Origin of the sequence: Pseudomonas sp. EA_65y_Pfl2_P78, assembly GCF_963970495.1 — a bacterium.
Lineage (GTDB): Bacteria > Pseudomonadota > Gammaproteobacteria > Pseudomonadales > Pseudomonadaceae > Aquipseudomonas > Aquipseudomonas baetica_A.
Genome location: NZ_CAXAON010000018.1, coordinates 20,157 through 36,078, shown reverse-complemented (window position 1 = coordinate 36,078; position 15,922 = coordinate 20,157). Strand labels below are relative to the sequence as shown.

General features: G+C 59.1%; 15 protein-coding genes. 6 read left to right on the top strand and 9 right to left on the bottom strand.

Going from position 1 to position 15,922, the window contains the following annotated elements; all coding sequences use genetic code 11:
- Positions 1-68 precede the first annotated feature (68 nt).
- Entirely contained in the window at positions 69-1,571 is a 1,503-nt protein-coding gene (locus AACY02_RS15435) for an aldehyde dehydrogenase family protein (protein WP_339432699.1), read from the top strand.
- Between the two features lie 52 nt (positions 1,572-1,623).
- Here AACY02_RS15435 and AACY02_RS15430 read toward each other — a convergent pair whose 3' ends face one another.
- Positions 1,624-2,283 (bottom strand): carbonic anhydrase, encoded by a 660-nt coding sequence (locus AACY02_RS15430; protein WP_339432698.1) that lies wholly within the window; start codon positions 2,281-2,283, stop codon positions 1,624-1,626.
- Between the two features lie 60 nt (positions 2,284-2,343).
- Positions 2,344-2,811, bottom strand: coding sequence for a cyanase (gene cynS, locus AACY02_RS15425; protein WP_339432697.1), 468 nt, complete (start codon positions 2,809-2,811; stop codon positions 2,344-2,346).
- Positions 2,812-2,933: 122 nt separating this feature from the next.
- Here cynS and cynR point away from each other — a divergent pair, with 122 nt between their 5' ends.
- Entirely contained in the window at positions 2,934-3,812 is an 879-nt protein-coding gene (cynR, locus tag AACY02_RS15420) for a transcriptional regulator CynR (RefSeq protein WP_339432696.1), read from the top strand.
- Positions 3,813-3,877: 65 nt separating this feature from the next.
- On the opposite strand, the gene AACY02_RS15415 is transcribed toward cynR, so the two are convergent.
- The 4 genes from AACY02_RS15415 to AACY02_RS15400 all read right to left on the bottom strand — a co-directional run bounded on the left by AACY02_RS15415 (position 3,878) and on the right by AACY02_RS15400 (position 7,217).
- Positions 3,878-4,207: a hypothetical protein gene (locus tag AACY02_RS15415; protein WP_339432695.1), complete on the bottom strand. Its 330-nt coding sequence runs from the start codon at positions 4,205-4,207 to the stop codon at positions 3,878-3,880.
- Between the two features lie 175 nt (positions 4,208-4,382).
- Complete coding sequence (locus AACY02_RS15410; RefSeq protein WP_339432694.1) at positions 4,383-4,673, bottom strand: hypothetical protein; 291 nt, start codon at positions 4,671-4,673, stop codon at positions 4,383-4,385.
- Between the two features lie 45 nt (positions 4,674-4,718).
- On the bottom strand, positions 4,719-5,222 hold the full coding sequence (locus tag AACY02_RS15405; RefSeq protein ID WP_339432693.1) for a GNAT family N-acetyltransferase: 504 nt from the start codon (positions 5,220-5,222) through the stop codon (positions 4,719-4,721).
- Between the two features lie 48 nt (positions 5,223-5,270).
- Positions 5,271-7,217 carry a DNA topoisomerase III gene (locus tag AACY02_RS15400; RefSeq protein ID WP_339432692.1) on the bottom strand — a complete coding sequence of 649 codons (1,947 nt, stop codon included), beginning with the start codon at positions 7,215-7,217 and terminating at the stop codon, positions 5,271-5,273.
- Positions 7,218-7,498: 281 nt separating this feature from the next.
- Between AACY02_RS15400 and AACY02_RS15395 the strand changes: the two genes are divergently transcribed.
- Both AACY02_RS15395 and AACY02_RS15390 read left to right on the top strand, forming a co-directional pair.
- A complete protein-coding gene (locus tag AACY02_RS15395) occupies positions 7,499-8,905 on the top strand; it encodes a serralysin family metalloprotease (protein ID WP_339432691.1) in 1,407 nt (468 codons plus the stop codon).
- Positions 8,906-9,050: 145 nt separating this feature from the next.
- On the top strand, positions 9,051-9,419 hold the full coding sequence (locus AACY02_RS15390) for a DUF427 domain-containing protein (RefSeq protein WP_339432690.1): 369 nt from the start codon (positions 9,051-9,053) through the stop codon (positions 9,417-9,419).
- Between the two features lie 44 nt (positions 9,420-9,463).
- Here the strand turns inward: AACY02_RS15390 and AACY02_RS15385 are convergent, their stop codons facing one another.
- From AACY02_RS15385 to AACY02_RS15375, 3 genes are all read right to left on the bottom strand, one after another.
- Positions 9,464-10,687 carry an SGNH/GDSL hydrolase family protein gene (locus AACY02_RS15385; RefSeq protein WP_339432689.1) on the bottom strand — a complete coding sequence of 408 codons (1,224 nt, stop codon included), beginning with the start codon at positions 10,685-10,687 and terminating at the stop codon, positions 9,464-9,466.
- A gap of 329 nt (positions 10,688-11,016) precedes the next feature.
- Entirely contained in the window at positions 11,017-12,639 is a 1,623-nt protein-coding gene (locus tag AACY02_RS15380; RefSeq protein ID WP_339432688.1) for an MFS transporter, read from the bottom strand.
- A gap of 149 nt (positions 12,640-12,788) precedes the next feature.
- The gene (locus tag AACY02_RS15375; protein ID WP_339432687.1) at positions 12,789-14,438 is read right to left on the bottom strand and encodes a GMC family oxidoreductase; all 1,650 of its coding nucleotides are present in this window, start codon (positions 14,436-14,438) and stop codon (positions 12,789-12,791) included.
- 133 nt (positions 14,439-14,571) lie between these two features.
- Here AACY02_RS15375 and AACY02_RS15370 point away from each other — a divergent pair, with 133 nt between their 5' ends.
- Both AACY02_RS15370 and AACY02_RS15365 read left to right on the top strand, forming a co-directional pair.
- Positions 14,572-15,456, top strand: a complete 885-nt coding sequence (locus tag AACY02_RS15370) for a LysR family transcriptional regulator (protein WP_339432686.1) — start codon at positions 14,572-14,574, stop codon at positions 15,454-15,456.
- 107 nt (positions 15,457-15,563) lie between these two features.
- A complete protein-coding gene (locus AACY02_RS15365) occupies positions 15,564-15,911 on the top strand; it encodes a metalloregulator ArsR/SmtB family transcription factor (protein ID WP_339432685.1) in 348 nt (115 codons plus the stop codon).
- The last annotated feature ends 11 nt before the right edge of the window (positions 15,912-15,922 follow it).

The following is a 15,922-nucleotide window of genomic DNA, read 5'->3' as shown; positions in this document are numbered from 1 at the left end:
TGGGAGTGTTATTCCGGCGAAGAATCCGCTACATTTTCCGGCCGCCCTCTGCATGGTGAATCTGCTTCATGTCTCTTGCGCTCGAACGTCTAGTCGCTGGCACGCCGATCCCTTTCGCTGGTAACCGCGTCACCGTGGTCAGCCCCGAACTGGCCGCGCGCTTTCAGCCCGGTGACCACCTGCTGGTGGAGCAGGTGAGTGGCGAGTTGTTGCTGATTCCGGTGGCCGATCAACAAGCGGCCGCCGTGGCGATTGAACGTGCGGCGGCGGCTTTTATCGCGTTGTCTGCGGTCAGCGACGAAGCGATCAGTCAGTTCTTCGATTTGTTCGCACAGCGCCTGCAAACCCCTGAATGCTGGGCGCAGATCGAGGCAGCCAACCTTGCCGACATCGAACGGGCGAAGGCTCGCGGGCGCTCCACCACACGCTTGCTGGCCGATGAGCGCATGCGCCGCGACATGATTGCCGGCCTGCGCGCCTGGCGTGATGCCGCACCGACGCGCGGCAAAGTCATCAGCAGCGTCGAGCACGATGGCTGGAAGGTCGAGCAAGTGGTCTCGCCACTGGGTATCGTCGCTTTCGTCTTTGAAGGTCGGCCGAATGTGTTCGCCGATGCCGCCGGCGTCTTGCGCACCGGCAACACCGCTGTGCTGCGTATCGGCAGCGATGCGTTGGGCACGGCGCAGGCCATTGTTGCTCACGCGTTGAACCCGGCGCTGGCTGCGGCCGGTCTGCCCGTGGGCGCGGTGTCGCTGGTGGAGAGTGTCAATCACGCCGCCGGTTGGGCGATGTTTGCTGATCGACGTCTGTCGTTGGCGGTGGCTCGTGGGTCAGGACGTGCAGTCAGTCAATTGGGCAGCATTGCCCAGCAGGCGGGCACGGCGGTCAGCCTGCATGGCACCGGGGGGGCATGGCTGATAGCCGATCGTGAGGCTGACGCAAAGCGCTTTGCGGCGGTGGTGCGCAACTCGCTGGATCGCAAGGTCTGCAACACCCTGAATGTCTGCCTGATTCAGCGCGAACGTGCCGATGAACTGGTGCCGCTGTTCCTCGACGCGCTGCAGCAGGCCGGTACCGCACGCGGCCAGGGCTGCAAATTGCACATCGTCGAGGGCAGCGAACGTTGTCTGCCGGGCGAGTGGCAGAACGCGACGGTCGAGGTCTATCGTGCCGAGGGTTATCAGACCGAAGCACTGGCTGAACCGTTGGCGCAGGCGGATTTGGGGCGCGAGTGGGAATGGGAAGAAACCCCGGAAGTCAGCTTGATGATCGTCGACGATCTGGATCAGGCGATTGCATTGTTCAACCGCTATAGCCCGCAATTTACCGTGTCGTTGATCAGTGAGGATGCCGCTGTTCAGGAGCGCTTCTATAACGCGGTCAACGCACCGTTCGTGGGTAATGGCATTACCCGCTGGGTCGATGGCCAGTACGCGCTGAACAAGCCGGAGCTGGGGCTTTCGAACTGGGAGAACGGACGGTTGTTTGCGCGCAGTGCGATTCTTTCGGGCGATGGTGTGTTTACCGTGCGTAGCCGCATGACCCAGATTGATCTGGGTGTAAAGCGCTGAAAGAACCTGTGGTGGGGGAGCAGGCTCCCTCGCCACAGGGGCGCAATGTAATTCAGGCTGCTGCGCTGGTGTTTGCGTGAACGGCGCAAGTAGCCGGTTGTTCGGCCAGCGGCACAAAGGTGCGGCGGTCCGAGGACAGCGCATCGATCGAGCCGGTCTCGATGTCATACACCCAACCATGCAGATTCAGCAGGCCTTTCTCCTGTGCCAGGCGCACGCTCGGATGGGTCTGGATATTCGCCAGTTGCGCGATCACGTTTTCGCGCACCATCGAACTCAATTTTGCCGCGTCATTGGCATGTGGCCGGGCTTCGTTCACCACTTTCGCTGACTCGGCATGCTGCAACCAACCGCTGACGGCCGGCAGATGATCCATGCATTTGCATTTGGCAATCGCCGTCATCGCGCCGCAATCGGAATGGCCGCAGATCACAATGTCGGTCACACCAAGCACCGCCACCGCATATTCCACTGTCGCCGAAACCCCGCCCGGATGCGGACTGTAGGACGGCACGATATTGCCGGCGTTGCGGATCACGAACAGTTCGCCGGGTTCTTGCTGGGTCAGCAGTTCCGGGACTACACGGCTGTCGGAGCAGGTGATAAACAAGGTGCCGGGCTGCTGGGTGGTTGCCAGGTGTTTGAACAGTTCGGTGCGTTGCGGAAAGGCTTCGTTCTGGAATTTCAGGAAACCGTCGATCAGGGCTTTCATGTGCATGTCCTCGTTGAAGGGAGATCGGATGGCCCGCACGCAAAGTGCGGGCCGGGCACATCAGAACGGACGCAGGGGCAGGAACTTGCCGTCCAGGGTGACCACGGCGCGGGAGCCGCCTTCCGGGTCTTCGACTTTCTTGATGTCGAGTTTGAAGTTGATTGCGCTGATGATGCCGTCGCCGAACTGCTCGTGAACCAGTGCTTTGAGGGTGGTGCCGTAGATCTGGATCATTTCATGGAAGCGATAGATGGTCGGGTCGGTCGGCACGCCGCTGAGGCTGCCACGCAGCGGGATGATTTGCAGGGCCGCGACAGCGTCGGCGTCCAGCTCAAGCTTGTCGCCCACCACTTGGGCGGCGGTTTCCGACAGCGGATGTTGGCCGAGCAGGGCGGCGGTGACGTACGCCAGGCTGAGGCCGGTGCCGTCGGCGAGATCCTGCCACGACAGATTCTTGCGTGCCTTGATGTCCAGAATGCGGGTGGTCAGGGCCAGGCTGGTGTCGTTGTAGGCGTGGGACTGTTGCATGGTGTCACTCCTTTCAGGGGTTGGCTTGCTGTGTGGGATTGATTTTCTGCCGATTTATCCATAGCGTCCAAGACCGATATACAATGCTTTGCATAAGCCCTGCCTATAGATGGTGCTCCCACATGCTGCTGCGACATTTGCGTTACCTGCTGGCCGTTGCCGATCACGGCGGCTTCACTCGCGCGGCCGAGGCGCTGCATGTGTCGCAGCCAACCTTGTCGCAGCAGATTCGCCAACTGGAAGAAACACTGGGGGTGAGCCTGTTTGATCGAACTTCACGTACGGTCAAAGCCACCGATGCCGGCGAGGCTTACATTGAATGTGCGCGTCGGGTGCTGGTGGAGTTGGAGGCGGGCAAGCGCGCACTGCATGACGTGAAGGACCTGACCCGCGGTACGTTGCGCCTGGCGATGACGCCAACGTTTATGGCGTATCTGGTCGGGCCGCTGGTGCGCGACTACGCGGCGCGATATCCGGGGATTCATCTGGAAATCTTCGAGTTGTCGATGGACGACATCGAGGCCGGTCTGGCGGATGACTCGCTGGACATTGCGATTGCGTTCACCCCGGTACGCAGCCCGGACATCGAGTGCATTCCGGCGTTTACCGAGACCCTGGGTGTCATGGTCGGGCGCGAGCATCCGTTGTATGAAAGTGATTCAGTGCTGACGCCTGACGATATCGCGCAGCTGGATTTCGCCTTGCTGGCGTCGGATTTCATCACGCGCTTGTCGGTCGATGAGTATTTTCGTCAGCACGGGATCACGCCGCAGGTGCGCATTGAGGTGAATTCGGTGAGTACGTTGCTGGAGGTGGTGCGGCATTCGCCGATGGCGACGATGCTGCCGGAAGCGATTGCGACGTCCGATCGGGCATTGCGCAGGCTGTGGGTCGAGAGCGAAGCGCCGCAGCGTGGGGCCGCGTTGTTGCGGCGGCGCAATAACTATCACAGTGCGGCGGCGGTGGCATTTATGAATCTAATCCTGGAGCCCCCGCTCTGAACTGGAACGCAATAAAAAGGGCCTGCTTCTTATTGGAAGCAGGCCCTTTTTATTGAAGTTGTAAATCAGCAGAACCGATCAATCACCCGAACTTCGTTCTTGTTCTGCATCGCGTCCCACGCCTGTTTCAGCGTTTGCAGAACATTACCGATGAAGTCCTTGTCGGCTGCGGCTTTTTTGCCGACATAGCCGTGGCCGCGACGGTACATCTTCAGGCGGGCCAACAGGTTCTGGTTGTTCTGCTCGAACTCTTCTTCGCCAGCGTGGGGCGACAGGCAGTCGATATGCACCTGCCCCGACTTGCTGATCCACAGAATATGGCTGTCGTGGCTGTCTTTTTGCGCAGCGAATATACGAGCCAGTTCTTCGATAGTAGGTTGGTTGTTCAGATTCATGATGTTGCCCCTTGACCAGTTTGGTGATCTTTCAAAGTTGATTCGCTAATACAGGTAGCCCATCGGTTAGTTGATCCCTGGCACCGAAACCAGGACGTCAGCGCTCGCCCGTTTGAAGTACGGGGTCGTGCATCTGTTGCATGTAGTCGTGTTGAATAACTGCTACGCAATAGCGTCACAACGAAGAGAAGCAGCGAAAACCGGGAGGCCCCTTGCCGACGTTTTCAGGGTCGACCACAAGCGTCTTGAGAATTTTCGCCAGCGCTTCTCGTCCTTGTACTGGACGTTCAGGCCAGGTCAGCTTCTTCAATCTGCCTTGTGGGCAGCGTGTATCCGGAAAAAACAACTCGGCGGTCAGACGAGTTTGCTCAAGCGTGTTACCAAATGTTCCCGATCGGGGAACGTCTTCATCATGCAAAAGCAAAACGATGCCGTCAACGGTTTTGTAGTGTTTATTTTTGGACACTACATATTGTCGGACAAAGCAGTTTTGGAATGAGAAAGGATCCGTTCAGGCAACGGAAAAAGGTGTGTGAAGGGCGTAGAACGTGCACGGGTAACCGTCCATTTCACGCTGGTGCAAGGTGAAAGCGCCACCGGTCAATTCCGGGATCAGCTTGGTCCAGAAGCGCTGTGCCGGCAGGTTGGCGTCGATATGGAAAATTTGCCATTGACCGGGGATGCGGCTCAAGAGGGCAGAGACGACAAACTGCGCGACGCCTTGGCCACGAAAGCGCCGGGCGAGGAAGAAGTAGCCGATGTTGTGTTCGGCACCCTCGATATGTGTTTCGTTATCAACGGTCACGAAGCCGGCGAGTTCGTCGTCGACCCGTATCAGGAACGGTTGGGTTGCCGGGTGACGCCAGTATTCGGATTTCGATTGGATAGGGAAGAAGCCATGTGCAGCGAGTTTCAGCGGCAACCACTGGCTGAAGTCGTACATGTAGAACTGCATCAGGTTTTCGAGGGTTTCGAGTTCATCGCGTTGGGCCGGGTGCAGTTCTAGGGTGGGCATGCTTTGGGTTCCTGAAAGTGATGGGCCTCTCGGAAACAGTAGCGTGTTTTATTTTTTGGCTGCCGGTTTTGCTTTGCGTTTCGTAGCGACGGCGGTGTTGCTCCGCGTCGATTTGCGCTTTTTCTTCCAGGGGGTGGCAGCTTTGCCGGCGGGCGGTGGGCCGCTGATGGTCAGGCTCAGATGGGAGCAGCGTGTCACTTGTTTGCTCATCCATGCCGCCTGTTTGGTGACGAACTCTTCCAGACTCATCTCGCCGCTCTGCACCATGTCCAGCGCTTGTTCCCAAATCGCTGTGGTGCCGGGGTCGGCAATGGCGCGGGGCACGGCGTCAATCAGGCTGAACGCGGCGGGTGTGGCGGCCAGCGCCTTGCCGTTTTTCACCAGATAACCGCGATCCAGCAAGCCCTGAATGATCGACGCACGGGTGGCTTCAGTACCAATGCCCGTGGTGTCCTTGAGTTTCTGCTTGAGCAGTGGATCTTCCACCAGTTTGGCGACATTCTTCATCGCCTTGATCAAATCGCCCTCGGTGTAGGGTTTGGGTGGTTGTGTCCACAGATCCTTGAGCGTCACGTTCGCAACGGCGCACTCGATGCCCTGAGATAACGCTGGCAAGGTTTGCGGCACCGGTGCCTCACGCCCCTTGGCCGGCGCGAGCGCTTCGGGTAAGGCGCGTTTCCAGCCCGGCTCGATGATCTGTTTGCCGACGGCGCGTAACGCTTGAGCGCCGCAATCGAAATCAGCCTGGGTGCGATCGTATTCATGATTGGGCAGGAACTGCGCCAGATACCGTGCGCGGATCAGTGTATAGACCGCCCGGTGTTTGCCGCTCAGGCGTTCCAGATTCTTCGCGGCAGCGGTGGGAATGATGCCATGGTGGGCGCTGACTTTGGCGTCGTTCCACGCCCGGGATTTTCGCTGAGGTTCAAGAAAACTCTGCAGCGCTTCAAGGCTTGGGTCAGCCTGACGCAACGCCGCGAGAATCCCCGGCGCCTCACTGTGCTGGCTCAGCGGCAGAAACCCGCAATCGCTGCGTGGGTAGGTGACGACTTTGTAGGTTTCGTACAGTGCCTGGGCGATGTCGAGGGTTTCCTGCGCGCCGAGGCCGAGTTTCTTCGAGCAGACTTCCTGCAAGGTGCCGAGGTCGAAGGGCAGGGGCGCCACTTCGCGCATGCGCTCGGTACGCAACTTCACCACCCGGGCACTGGCTGCACCCCTGATCGCAGCTGCGGCGTGCTGCGCCAGCGCCTGATTCAGGCAGCGATCCTGATCATCACAAACATCCGACGGGGCGCGCCATTGCGCGGTAAACGGTGTGCCGTTGTGCAGCAGTTGCACATCGATCGCCCAAAACGGCACCGGTACGAAATCGGCAATGCTGCGGTCGCGATCCACCACCAACCGCAAGGTTGGCGTTTGCACCCGACCGACCGGCAACACACCTTGATAGCCCGACTGACGGCCTAGCAGGGTGAACAGGCGGCTCATGTTCATGCCAATCAGCCAGTCTGCCCGCGAGCGACCCAGCGCCGAGTGATACAGGCTGAACGTTTCGGCCCCCGGTTTCAGCGCGGCCAAAGCCTTGCGGATTGATGCCTCATCCAGCGCTGACAGCCACAATCGGCGGATCGGCCCGCGATAGCGGCAATGCTCGACCAGTTCCCGGGCGATCATCTCGCCCTCACGGTCGGCGTCGGTGGCGATGATCAGCTCGCTGGCTTCGCCCAGCAAGCGTTTTACCGCTTTGTACTGGCTGGCGGTACGCGGCTTGACGGTCATTTTCCACTTGTCCGGGATGATCGGCAGATCCGCCAGCACCCAACGCTTGTAGCGGGCGTCGTAGGCATCCGGCGGGGCCGTTTCCAGCAAGTGGCCGATGCACCAGGTCACCGTGACGTCTGTTCCCAGCCAGCAGCCGTCGCCCCGGCGTTTTGCACCGAGTACGGCCGCAATGTCTTTGGCCTGGGAAGGTTTTTCACAGAGGTACAGCCGCATATCCACCATCGTCGATCAATGTCCGAACAGGCGCACAGAATGGCCGGAGTTAGCGTCAGGGGCAACTTTTATCTGTATGGATATACAGATAAAAAGGATTGCCGAACATGACGGGCTTTCACGGGACATGCCCGGCGCTATCGAGAAATTGAGTAGCGCCGCGTGGGTGGCTGTGTCAGGTTTTTCGCGCCTTAAAGAAAAACGCGAGCGACAGGACGGTCTCGCCAGGAGATCGCCGTGGTCTGTCGGACACTGACTCTTTTGCAACAAGGACGTAACTCATGTCTCAAGCATCTTTCCAGGCCAGCAGCGCCTACTCCGCCGTGGACACGTTCAGCCACCTGTATGACCGTGGTGTCGGGCTGGTCAACGGCAAACCCTCGTTCACTGCCGATCAGGCCGCCGACGAAATCCTGCGCAAGGGCCTGTCGTGGGGCGATAAAAATGCCGATGGCAAGATCTCCCTCAGCTACAGCTTTCTGACCGACAAACCGGCCAACTACAACCCCAAACTCGGCAACTTCAGCGAATTCAGCGCCCAGCAAAAAGCTCAAGCGGTGCTCGCCATGCAATCCTGGGCCGACGTCGCCAACGTCACTTTCACCGAGGGCAAGGGCGGCGACGGTCACATGACGTTCGGCAATTACGACGTCAGCACCGGCGGCGCAGCGTTCGCGTATTTGCCGAGCGGCGGCAGCTATGATGGCCAATCGTGGTACTTGATCAACGATCAATATCAGGTCAACAAAACCCCGGACACCAACAACTACGGGCGCCAGACCCTGACGCATGAAATCGGTCACACCCTCGGCCTGTCGCACCCTGGCGCCTACAACGCGGGCAACGGCAGCCCGACTTACGCCGACGCCAAGTACGCCGAAGACACTCGCGGTTACAGCCTGATGAGTTATTGGAGCGAAGCCAACACTGACCAGAACTTCAGCAAGGGCGGCAGCGGGGCTTACGCCTCGGCACCGTTGCTGGATGACATTGTTGCGGTGCAGAAACTCTACGGTGCCAACTACGAGACCCGCGCCGAGGACACGAGGTACGGCTTCAATTCCAACACTGACCGCGATTATTACAGCGCGACTTCGGCGTCGTCCAAAGTGGTGTTTTCGGTGTGGGACGGTGGTGGTGATGACTGGCTGGATTTCTCCGGATTCACCCAGAACCAGAAGATCAACCTCAACGAGGGTTCCTTCTCCGACGTCGGCGGTCTGGTCGGCAACGTCTCCATCGCCTATGGCGTGACCATGGAGAATGCCGTGGGCGGATCAGGCAATGACCTGCTGATCGGCAACGGGGCGGTCAATCACCTGTTTGGCGGGGCCGGCAACGACATCCTCTACGGTGGTGGCGGCGCAGATGTGCTGTGGGGCGGTGAGGGCGCGGATACCTTCGTGTTCGGCGCAGCCAGCGACTCGACCAATAACCAGCCGGACTGGATCATGGATTTCCAGAGCGGTCTGGACAAGATAGATCTGTCGGGCATTACCGCGTTTGCCACGGGGGCGGCGTCGCTGAATTTCGTCAGCAGTTTCACCGGCCATGCGGGCGATGCGATTCTGACTTACTACGCGCAGCACGGTCAGACCGGGCTGCTGGTCGATCTGACCGGGCAGGGGCAGGTCGACTTTGCCGTGGGTGTGGTAGGGCAGGCGGTGGCGACCGATATTGTTGCTTGATGCCCTGAGAAAGCGGCCCTCTCTCACCGGGAGAGGGTTGGGCGGCGTTTAGATGAGGAGCTTTTTGGCCGTTCGGCTGTGAGTCCGCCGTGAAGGAAGTCCTTGCGCTATACCTGAGCTTTCACCGCCGTCTCAGGAGAAACCCATGAAAACCCCAGGCCCCAGTCCAGTCATCGCCCTCGTAGAACTCTCAGGTTGCCTGGTAGTGAAATTCCATGGCATCCAGGTCGCCGCGTCCTCCCATGTGCTGGTTCTCAACGAGGCCAACTACCCGCCGGTCTTCTACGTCCCGCGTGAAGACATCGACGAGAAGTATTTCGCCCGCACCGACCATACCAGCTACTGCCCGTATAAAGGCGATGCCAATTATTTCAGCTTGCAGGTGCCGGGGCATGAGGGGGCGAATGCGGTGTGGACTTACGAGCATCCGAAAATATCGGTTGATCAGATCAAAAACCATGTCGCGTTTTATCCTGATCAGGTGAAGTTCGAGGTGATCGAAGCGGATGTTTAGTCCAGGAGGTGCCCGCCGCCGGGTGTGCGGTGGCGGGCTGATACTTACTTGGCCTTGCGTTTTGTCGCCGTTTTGCCTTTTGTCGGCGCAACCTGACGAGACCGCGGTGTGCGCTTGACCGCAGGTGGCGCTTGCACAGGCGCCCACTGATTCTGTACGGGCACCTGGATGCCCGCTTGAACCGTTGCAAGGGATTGTTCGAGTCTATTGAATGCCTCCAACGCGGTGGTCTTGGCCTGGGCTTTGACTAGCGCCTGTTTTGACGTCAACAGTGAATCCATCTTGTCCTCAAATTGCTTGGCCATACGCTTGTAAGCCAAGGCGTTCAGGTGCAGTTCGTTGATCCAGTCGTCGTCGTTGATCAGATTTCGCAGATCAATGAAATAGACATCGGGATGAGCGTCGGCAACAGACTTGAGCATGGTATTGAGCTGATCAATAAAGTCCGTGACGATTTGGCGTTGAACCTGCGGGTTCATGATGTTCTTGCGCGTCAGCGATGGGCGCAGCCATGGGCCGATGAAGCGGTAGTTACCAATGTTGACCACGCCTTTGCCTGTCGGAATAGCACGCCCGTAACCATGGAAAATGATCTTGATTTTCGGGTGAGCGGCTTTTACTCGTTTGATCATGTCTTCATAGGCGTTACGAAAGACCCGGTCAACGGTGTCATTGACATAATCGGTTCGCACCAGTGAGGCGGGCGAGGCATCGGCATGGTTCAGGAAAGACGCGAATTCGTCACCGGCAATGTCATTGCCAGCACCGGAAAACAGAAAAAATGCCGGTTTGATCCGTTTGATTTCCGCCAGTACATCCTCAAACTCGGGCCGCGGTCGGGTCCAGGCTCCGTCTTTGATTTCTGTCCCGTAAACCATGTTTTCCAGCGTGTCGCCACCCGAAGCGAAACTCTTGATCTTGTAGCCGGACGTCAGCTTCAGCCACTTGATGATGTCCACGCCGGGCAAATAGTCGAACCAGGAGTCTCCCTGTGCCACGACGTCTACGCCGTTGGAACCGAAGAAGAATCCAGTGACACCCTCAACCTGCTTTTGCGCTGGCTGATCGTGTTGCCATATTGCCAGATCTATTTTTGCTAACGCGTCTTCACTTTCATAGTTCATGTCGGCAGTCCTTTTTTCGGTAAACCCAGTGGAACCAATGTTTTCGCGGTTCCGTTCATTGAGTCCGAACGACGTCATGAGGGTGCTGCTACGTCCAGACTGTTCAGCACTACTGTTTTTCGCCACGCCGGATGCATCCGGCATGCTGCGAGCGATTGTTAACGATGAGACTCGTCCGGGGTTGAACACTCGGGCAGGCGTCGACTGGAGGGGAGATGTGCACGAGGGTGCGTCGTGTGGCGTACATGGAAGGATCCTCGATCCAGGAGGTTCGATCCCCCACGTCACGAACGCTTTTCTGCGTCGCAGGGCTTTGCTCTGAAATTATCGTAGACGAGTTTTGGCCAATGCAAAGGGCAACCCCCAGAGAAGTTTTCGGCACGGCCTCGACGCGCCGGGGCAACTGCGGTATTTCAATCCTCCAGTGGCGGGAGGGCTTGCCCCGTCCACTGAAGGCGTGCTGGAGGGCCTGTTCAGTTCTTGTCGAGATCGATATTCTTCGTCTCACGCAAACAGATCATCCCCACCACCAGACTGACCCCGGTAATCAACACCGGGTACCACAGCCCGTAGAAAATATCCCCGGTGTACACCACCAGCGCAAACGACACGGTCGGCAGGAAACCGCCAAACCAGCCATTGCCAATGTGGTACGGCAGGGACATCGAGGTGTAGCGGATGCGGGTCGGGAACAGTTCGACCATCAGCGCCGCCAGCGGCCCGTAGCACATGGCCGAGATAATGATCAGGGCGACGATCAGGGCGACGATCATCGGTTTGTTGATTTGCTGCAGGTCGGCCTGTTGCGGATACCCGGCCAACGTCACGGCACCGCGCAGGGCCGCTTCGTCGTAGCCGTCGATCTTCACGTCGCCGATGCTCACCTGCACGCCGCTGCCGGTCGGTGCGGCGACACTGGAATAGGGCAGGCCTTGTTTGACCAGGAAGGTTTTGACCTTGTCGCACGGGCTGTCGAATTTGGCCTTGCCCACCGGATCGAACTGGAAGGTGCAGGTCGCTGGGTCGGCCAGCACGGTGATCGGTGCCTGACGACTGGCCTGGTCAATCGCCGGGTTGGCGTAGTGGGCCAGGGATTTGAAGATCGGGAAGTACAGCACGGTGGCCAGCAACAGGCCGAGCATCAGCACTGGTTTACGTCCGACTTTGTCCGACAGCCAGCCGAAAATAATGAAAAACGGCGCACCGATCACCACGCTGATGATCAGCAGCGTGTTGGCCACCGCCGGGTCCATTTTCAAGAACTGCGTGAGGAAGAACAGTACATAAAACTGCGCCGCGTAGAAGGTCACCGCTTGCCCGGCATTGATGCTGAACAGGGCGATCAGCACGACTTTGAGGTTTTCCCATTTGCCGAAGGATTCGCGGATCGGCGCCTTCGAGGTTTTGCCTTCCTTTTTCATTTTCAGATAGGCCGGCGATTCGTGCAGGCTCAGGCGGATCCAGGTGGAGATGCCCAGCAGCACAACCGACAGCAGGAACGGAATCCGCCAGCCCCAGACTTCGAACTGATCGCCCGTGAAGTAGCGGCAACCGAGTACCACCAGCAGTGATAGCAGCAAACCGAGGGTGGCGGTGGACTGAATCCAGCTGGTGTGCAAACCGCGTTTGCCGATGGGCGCGTGTTCTGCGACATAGGTTGCCGCGCCGCCGTATTCACCGCCGAGCGCCAAGCCTTGAAGCATGCGCAACAACACCAGAATGATCGGTGCGGCGATGCCGATGCTGGCGTAGTTCGGCAGCAAACCCACGCAGAAGGTCGCGATCCCCATCAAAATGATGGTCGCCAGAAACGTGTACTTGCGCCCGATCATGTCACCCAACCGACCGAACACCAGCGCCCCGAACGGCCGTACGACAAATCCCGCCGCAAATGCCATTAGCGCAAAGATGAAGGCAGTCGTGTCATTGACCCCGGCGAAAAACTGCTTGCTGATCACCGCCGCGAGGGCGCCGTAGAGGAAGAAGTCATACCATTCGAACACCGTCCCCAGGGACGAGGCGAAGATGACTTTCTGCGTGGCATTGCTGGTGCTGGCGCCGCTCGCGGCGTCCAGCGGCTGAACGTGTTCTGACATATCGGTATCCCTCACAGTGATTGTTTTTGTTGTTCCACTGGTGTTGCGTGTCCGGGTGATGCGCGATGCCCATGAATCAAACGCCAATCTCCTTGTGGGAGCGGGTTTGCTCGCGATAGCGGTGCTTCAGCCAACTTCAATGTTGAATGTCATACCGTCATCGCGGGCAAGCCCGCTCCCACAGGGTGGGTGTTTAGTGTTGGTTTGAGGATCAGTTGTGCGGCCTTCTCGGCAATCATCAGCGTCGGCGAACAGGTGTTGCCCGAGGTGATGCGCGGCATGATCGAGGCGTCGGCAATGCGCAAACCCGGCACACCATGCACGCGCAACTGCGCATCGACCACCGCATCGGCGTCATTGCCCATTCGACAGGTACCGACCGGGTGAAAAATCGTCGTGCCGATTTTCGCCGCCGCTTCGTGCAACGCTTCCTCGCTCTGCAGGCTGTCGCCCGGCAGATACTCGACCGGTTTATACGCTTGCAGGGCAGGGGCGCTGACGATGCGTCGGGTCAGGCGAATCGCATCCGCCGCCACGCGCAGGTCTTCAGGATGGCTCAGGTAATTGGGCTGAATCAGCGGTGCGTCTTGTGGGTTGGCGGAGCGAATGTCGATGCGGCCACGGCTCTGCGGGCGCAGATCGCACACCGAAGCGGTGAACGCCGGAAAACTGTGCAACGGCTCGCCAAAGCGCTCCAGAGACAACGGCTGTACGTGATATTCAAGGTTGGCTGATGTCTGCTCCGGCCCTGAGCGTGCAAAGGCGCCCAACTGACTCGGCGCCATCGACAATGGCCCGCTGCGGTCATACAGATAACGCAGGCCCATGCCCATCTTGCCCCACACGCTGCCAGCGATCTGGTTAAGGGTGCGGGCGTTTTCCAGTTTGTAGATCAGGCGCAATTGCAGGTGATCCTGCAGATTGCCGCCCACCCCGGGCAGTTCATGTAGCACGCCGATCCCCAGTCGCTCCAACAACCCACGCGGACCGATGCCCGAACGCTGGAGAATATTCGGCGACCCAACGGCGCCTGCGCACAGGACGATTTCCTTGCGCGCCTTGAAGCGTTTGACCTGACCCTCGTGACGCGCACTGACTGCCGTCGCGCGACCGTCCTTGAGCAATACCCGATCGACCTCAACCCCGGTCAGCACCGTCAGGTTCACGCGATTGCGCAGCGGTTTGAGAAAGGCCTTGGCCGCGTTCCAGCGCACGCCGGCCTTCTGGTTGACCTGAAAGTAACCGCAACCTTCGTTATCGCCCTGATTGAAGTCATCGATGCTGGCAATGCCGCTTTGTTCGGCAGCGCTGCGAAATGCATCCAGAATGGGCCAGGACAGCCGCTGTTGCTCAACCCGCCATTCGCCCTTGGCGCCGTGAAACTCAGCTGCGCCGGCAAAGTGGTTTTCGCTTTGTTTGAACAGCGCCAGCACATCGTTCCAGGCCCAGCCCGGATTGCCTTCGGCCGCCCAGCCGTCGTAGTCGTTGGCCTGGCCGCGCATGTAGATCATGCCGTTGATGGAAGAACAGCCGCCCAGTACCTTGCCGCGCGGATAGCTCAGTGCGCGGCCGTTGAGGCCCGGTTGTTCTTCGGTTTTGAAGCACCAGTCGGTGCGCGGGTTGCCGATGCAGAACAGGTAACCCACAGGAATGTGAATCCACGCATAGTTGTCGCGCCCGCCGGCTTCGAGCAACAGCACGCGCTGCTGTGGATCGGCCGACAGTCGATTGGCCAGCAAACACCCGGCAGGGCCGGCGCCGACCACGATGTAGTCGTATTCATCGAGGGAAGTCTGCATTCCCTGACCTCGCTTTTTGTTTTTATTGTCGGACACTCTAGTTGTTAGCTTTCGTTAAAAGAATGTTAGTTTTTGCGCAGCCGCTGTGCGTTTTTAAACAGCCTTGAATGACGATCGCTGACAAGGACACCCCATGTTCGACTGGAACGACCTGCGGTTTTTTCTTGAGTTGCAACGCAGCGGCCGGCTGCTCACCGCCGCCCGCCGGCTGAACACGACCCATGCCACCGTTGCCCGCCACATCGAAGCCATCGAAAAAAGCCTCGGCACCGCGCTGTTCGTCCAGCACGCCCAAGGTTACGAAATGACCCCGGCGGGGGAGGCGTTGCTCAAACACGCCGAAGCCATGGAAAACGTCGCACTGCTGGCCCAGGAAGAAATCACCCAGTCCACGGCGCCGCTGGGCAAGATCCGCGTCGGTGTGACCGAAGGCCTGGGCATCAAATTCCTCGCCAGTCGCATGATCGGCCTGTTCGAACGCTACCCGGGGCTGGAAGTGGAACTGGTGGCTGTGCCGCGCTTTGTCAGCATCCTCAACCGAGAGGCGGAAATCAGCATTCACCTGGAGCGCCCGGCGGCCGACATGCTGGTCACGCGCAAACTCACCGATTACCGCCTCGCGCTCTATGCCAGCCAGCGCTATCTCGACAATGCGCCGGCGTTGCGCAGTCGCGAAGATCTTGGGCGGCACGCGTGGATTGGTTATGTCGATGATTTGTTGTTCAGTCAGGAACTGATGTTTCTCAACAGTTTCTGTCGCAGCCCTCGGGTGGTGTTTCACAGCACCAGCGTCATCGCCCAGCAGGAGGCGGCGCGCTCGGGATTGGGGATTGCCGTGTTGCCGTGCTACATGGCCGCCGCCGATCCGGACCTGGTCGCGTTGCTGCCCGATGAAAGCATCGAGCGCAGTTACTGGATCAGCACCCGGCGTGAGTTGCACAAATCGGTGAGGCTGCGGGTGGTTTGGGACTATGTGGTGGGGTTGTGTGAAGCCGAGCAGGGGCTCTTACGCGGTTAACCCAGCTAACACCCATCCACAGGGGGGGCTTCGATGTGCTTGGGGCCGGGGTTGATTAATATATGGATATCCGTATATTCGATTTTCCGTATGTATGGTGCGTCCAGATGATCACCCCCCCTGAACTCTTCAAAAGCCTGGCCGACGAGACCCGAGTGCGTGCCACGCTGTTGATCGCCGACCAAGGCGAATTGTGCGTCTGCGAGCTGATGTGCGCTCTCGACGACAGCCAGCCGAAAATCAGCCGCCACCTCGCGCAACTGCGCAGTAACGGGCTGTTGCTCGATCGCCGTCAGGGCCAATGGGTTTATTACCGGCTCAACCCGGATCTGCCCGAGTGGGTCCGCGACATCCTGCAAGTGACTGCAAAGGCCAACGCCGATTGGCTCAAGGACAACGCCGCCCGTCTGCGCAACATGGATGGACGTCCCGTGCGCGATAGCGCGTGTTGCTGAATCCCCACACT

Coding starts and splice junctions, on each gene's coding strand:
- AACY02_RS15435 (WP_339432699.1), top strand. CDS start 69: ATGTCTCTTGCGCTCGAACGTCTAGTCGCTGGCACGCCGATCCCTTTC.
- AACY02_RS15430 (WP_339432698.1), bottom strand. CDS start 2,283: ATGAAAGCCCTGATCGACGGTTTCCTGAAATTCCAGAACGAAGCCTTT.
- cynS (WP_339432697.1), bottom strand. CDS start 2,811: ATGCAACAGTCCCACGCCTACAACGACACCAGCCTGGCCCTGACCACC.
- cynR (WP_339432696.1), top strand. CDS start 2,934: ATGCTGCTGCGACATTTGCGTTACCTGCTGGCCGTTGCCGATCACGGC.
- AACY02_RS15415 (WP_339432695.1), bottom strand. CDS start 4,207: ATGAATCTGAACAACCAACCTACTATCGAAGAACTGGCTCGTATATTC.
- AACY02_RS15405 (WP_339432693.1), bottom strand. CDS start 5,222: ATGCCCACCCTAGAACTGCACCCGGCCCAACGCGATGAACTCGAAACC.
- AACY02_RS15400 (WP_339432692.1), bottom strand. CDS start 7,217: ATGCGGCTGTACCTCTGTGAAAAACCTTCCCAGGCCAAAGACATTGCG.
- AACY02_RS15395 (WP_339432691.1), top strand. CDS start 7,499: ATGTCTCAAGCATCTTTCCAGGCCAGCAGCGCCTACTCCGCCGTGGAC.
- AACY02_RS15390 (WP_339432690.1), top strand. CDS start 9,051: ATGAAAACCCCAGGCCCCAGTCCAGTCATCGCCCTCGTAGAACTCTCA.
- AACY02_RS15385 (WP_339432689.1), bottom strand. CDS start 10,687: ATGCCGGATGCATCCGGCGTGGCGAAAAACAGTAGTGCTGAACAGTCT.
- AACY02_RS15380 (WP_339432688.1), bottom strand. CDS start 12,639: ATGTCAGAACACGTTCAGCCGCTGGACGCCGCGAGCGGCGCCAGCACC.
- AACY02_RS15375 (WP_339432687.1), bottom strand. CDS start 14,438: ATGCAGACTTCCCTCGATGAATACGACTACATCGTGGTCGGCGCCGGC.
- AACY02_RS15370 (WP_339432686.1), top strand. CDS start 14,572: ATGTTCGACTGGAACGACCTGCGGTTTTTTCTTGAGTTGCAACGCAGC.
- AACY02_RS15365 (WP_339432685.1), top strand. CDS start 15,564: ATGATCACCCCCCCTGAACTCTTCAAAAGCCTGGCCGACGAGACCCGA.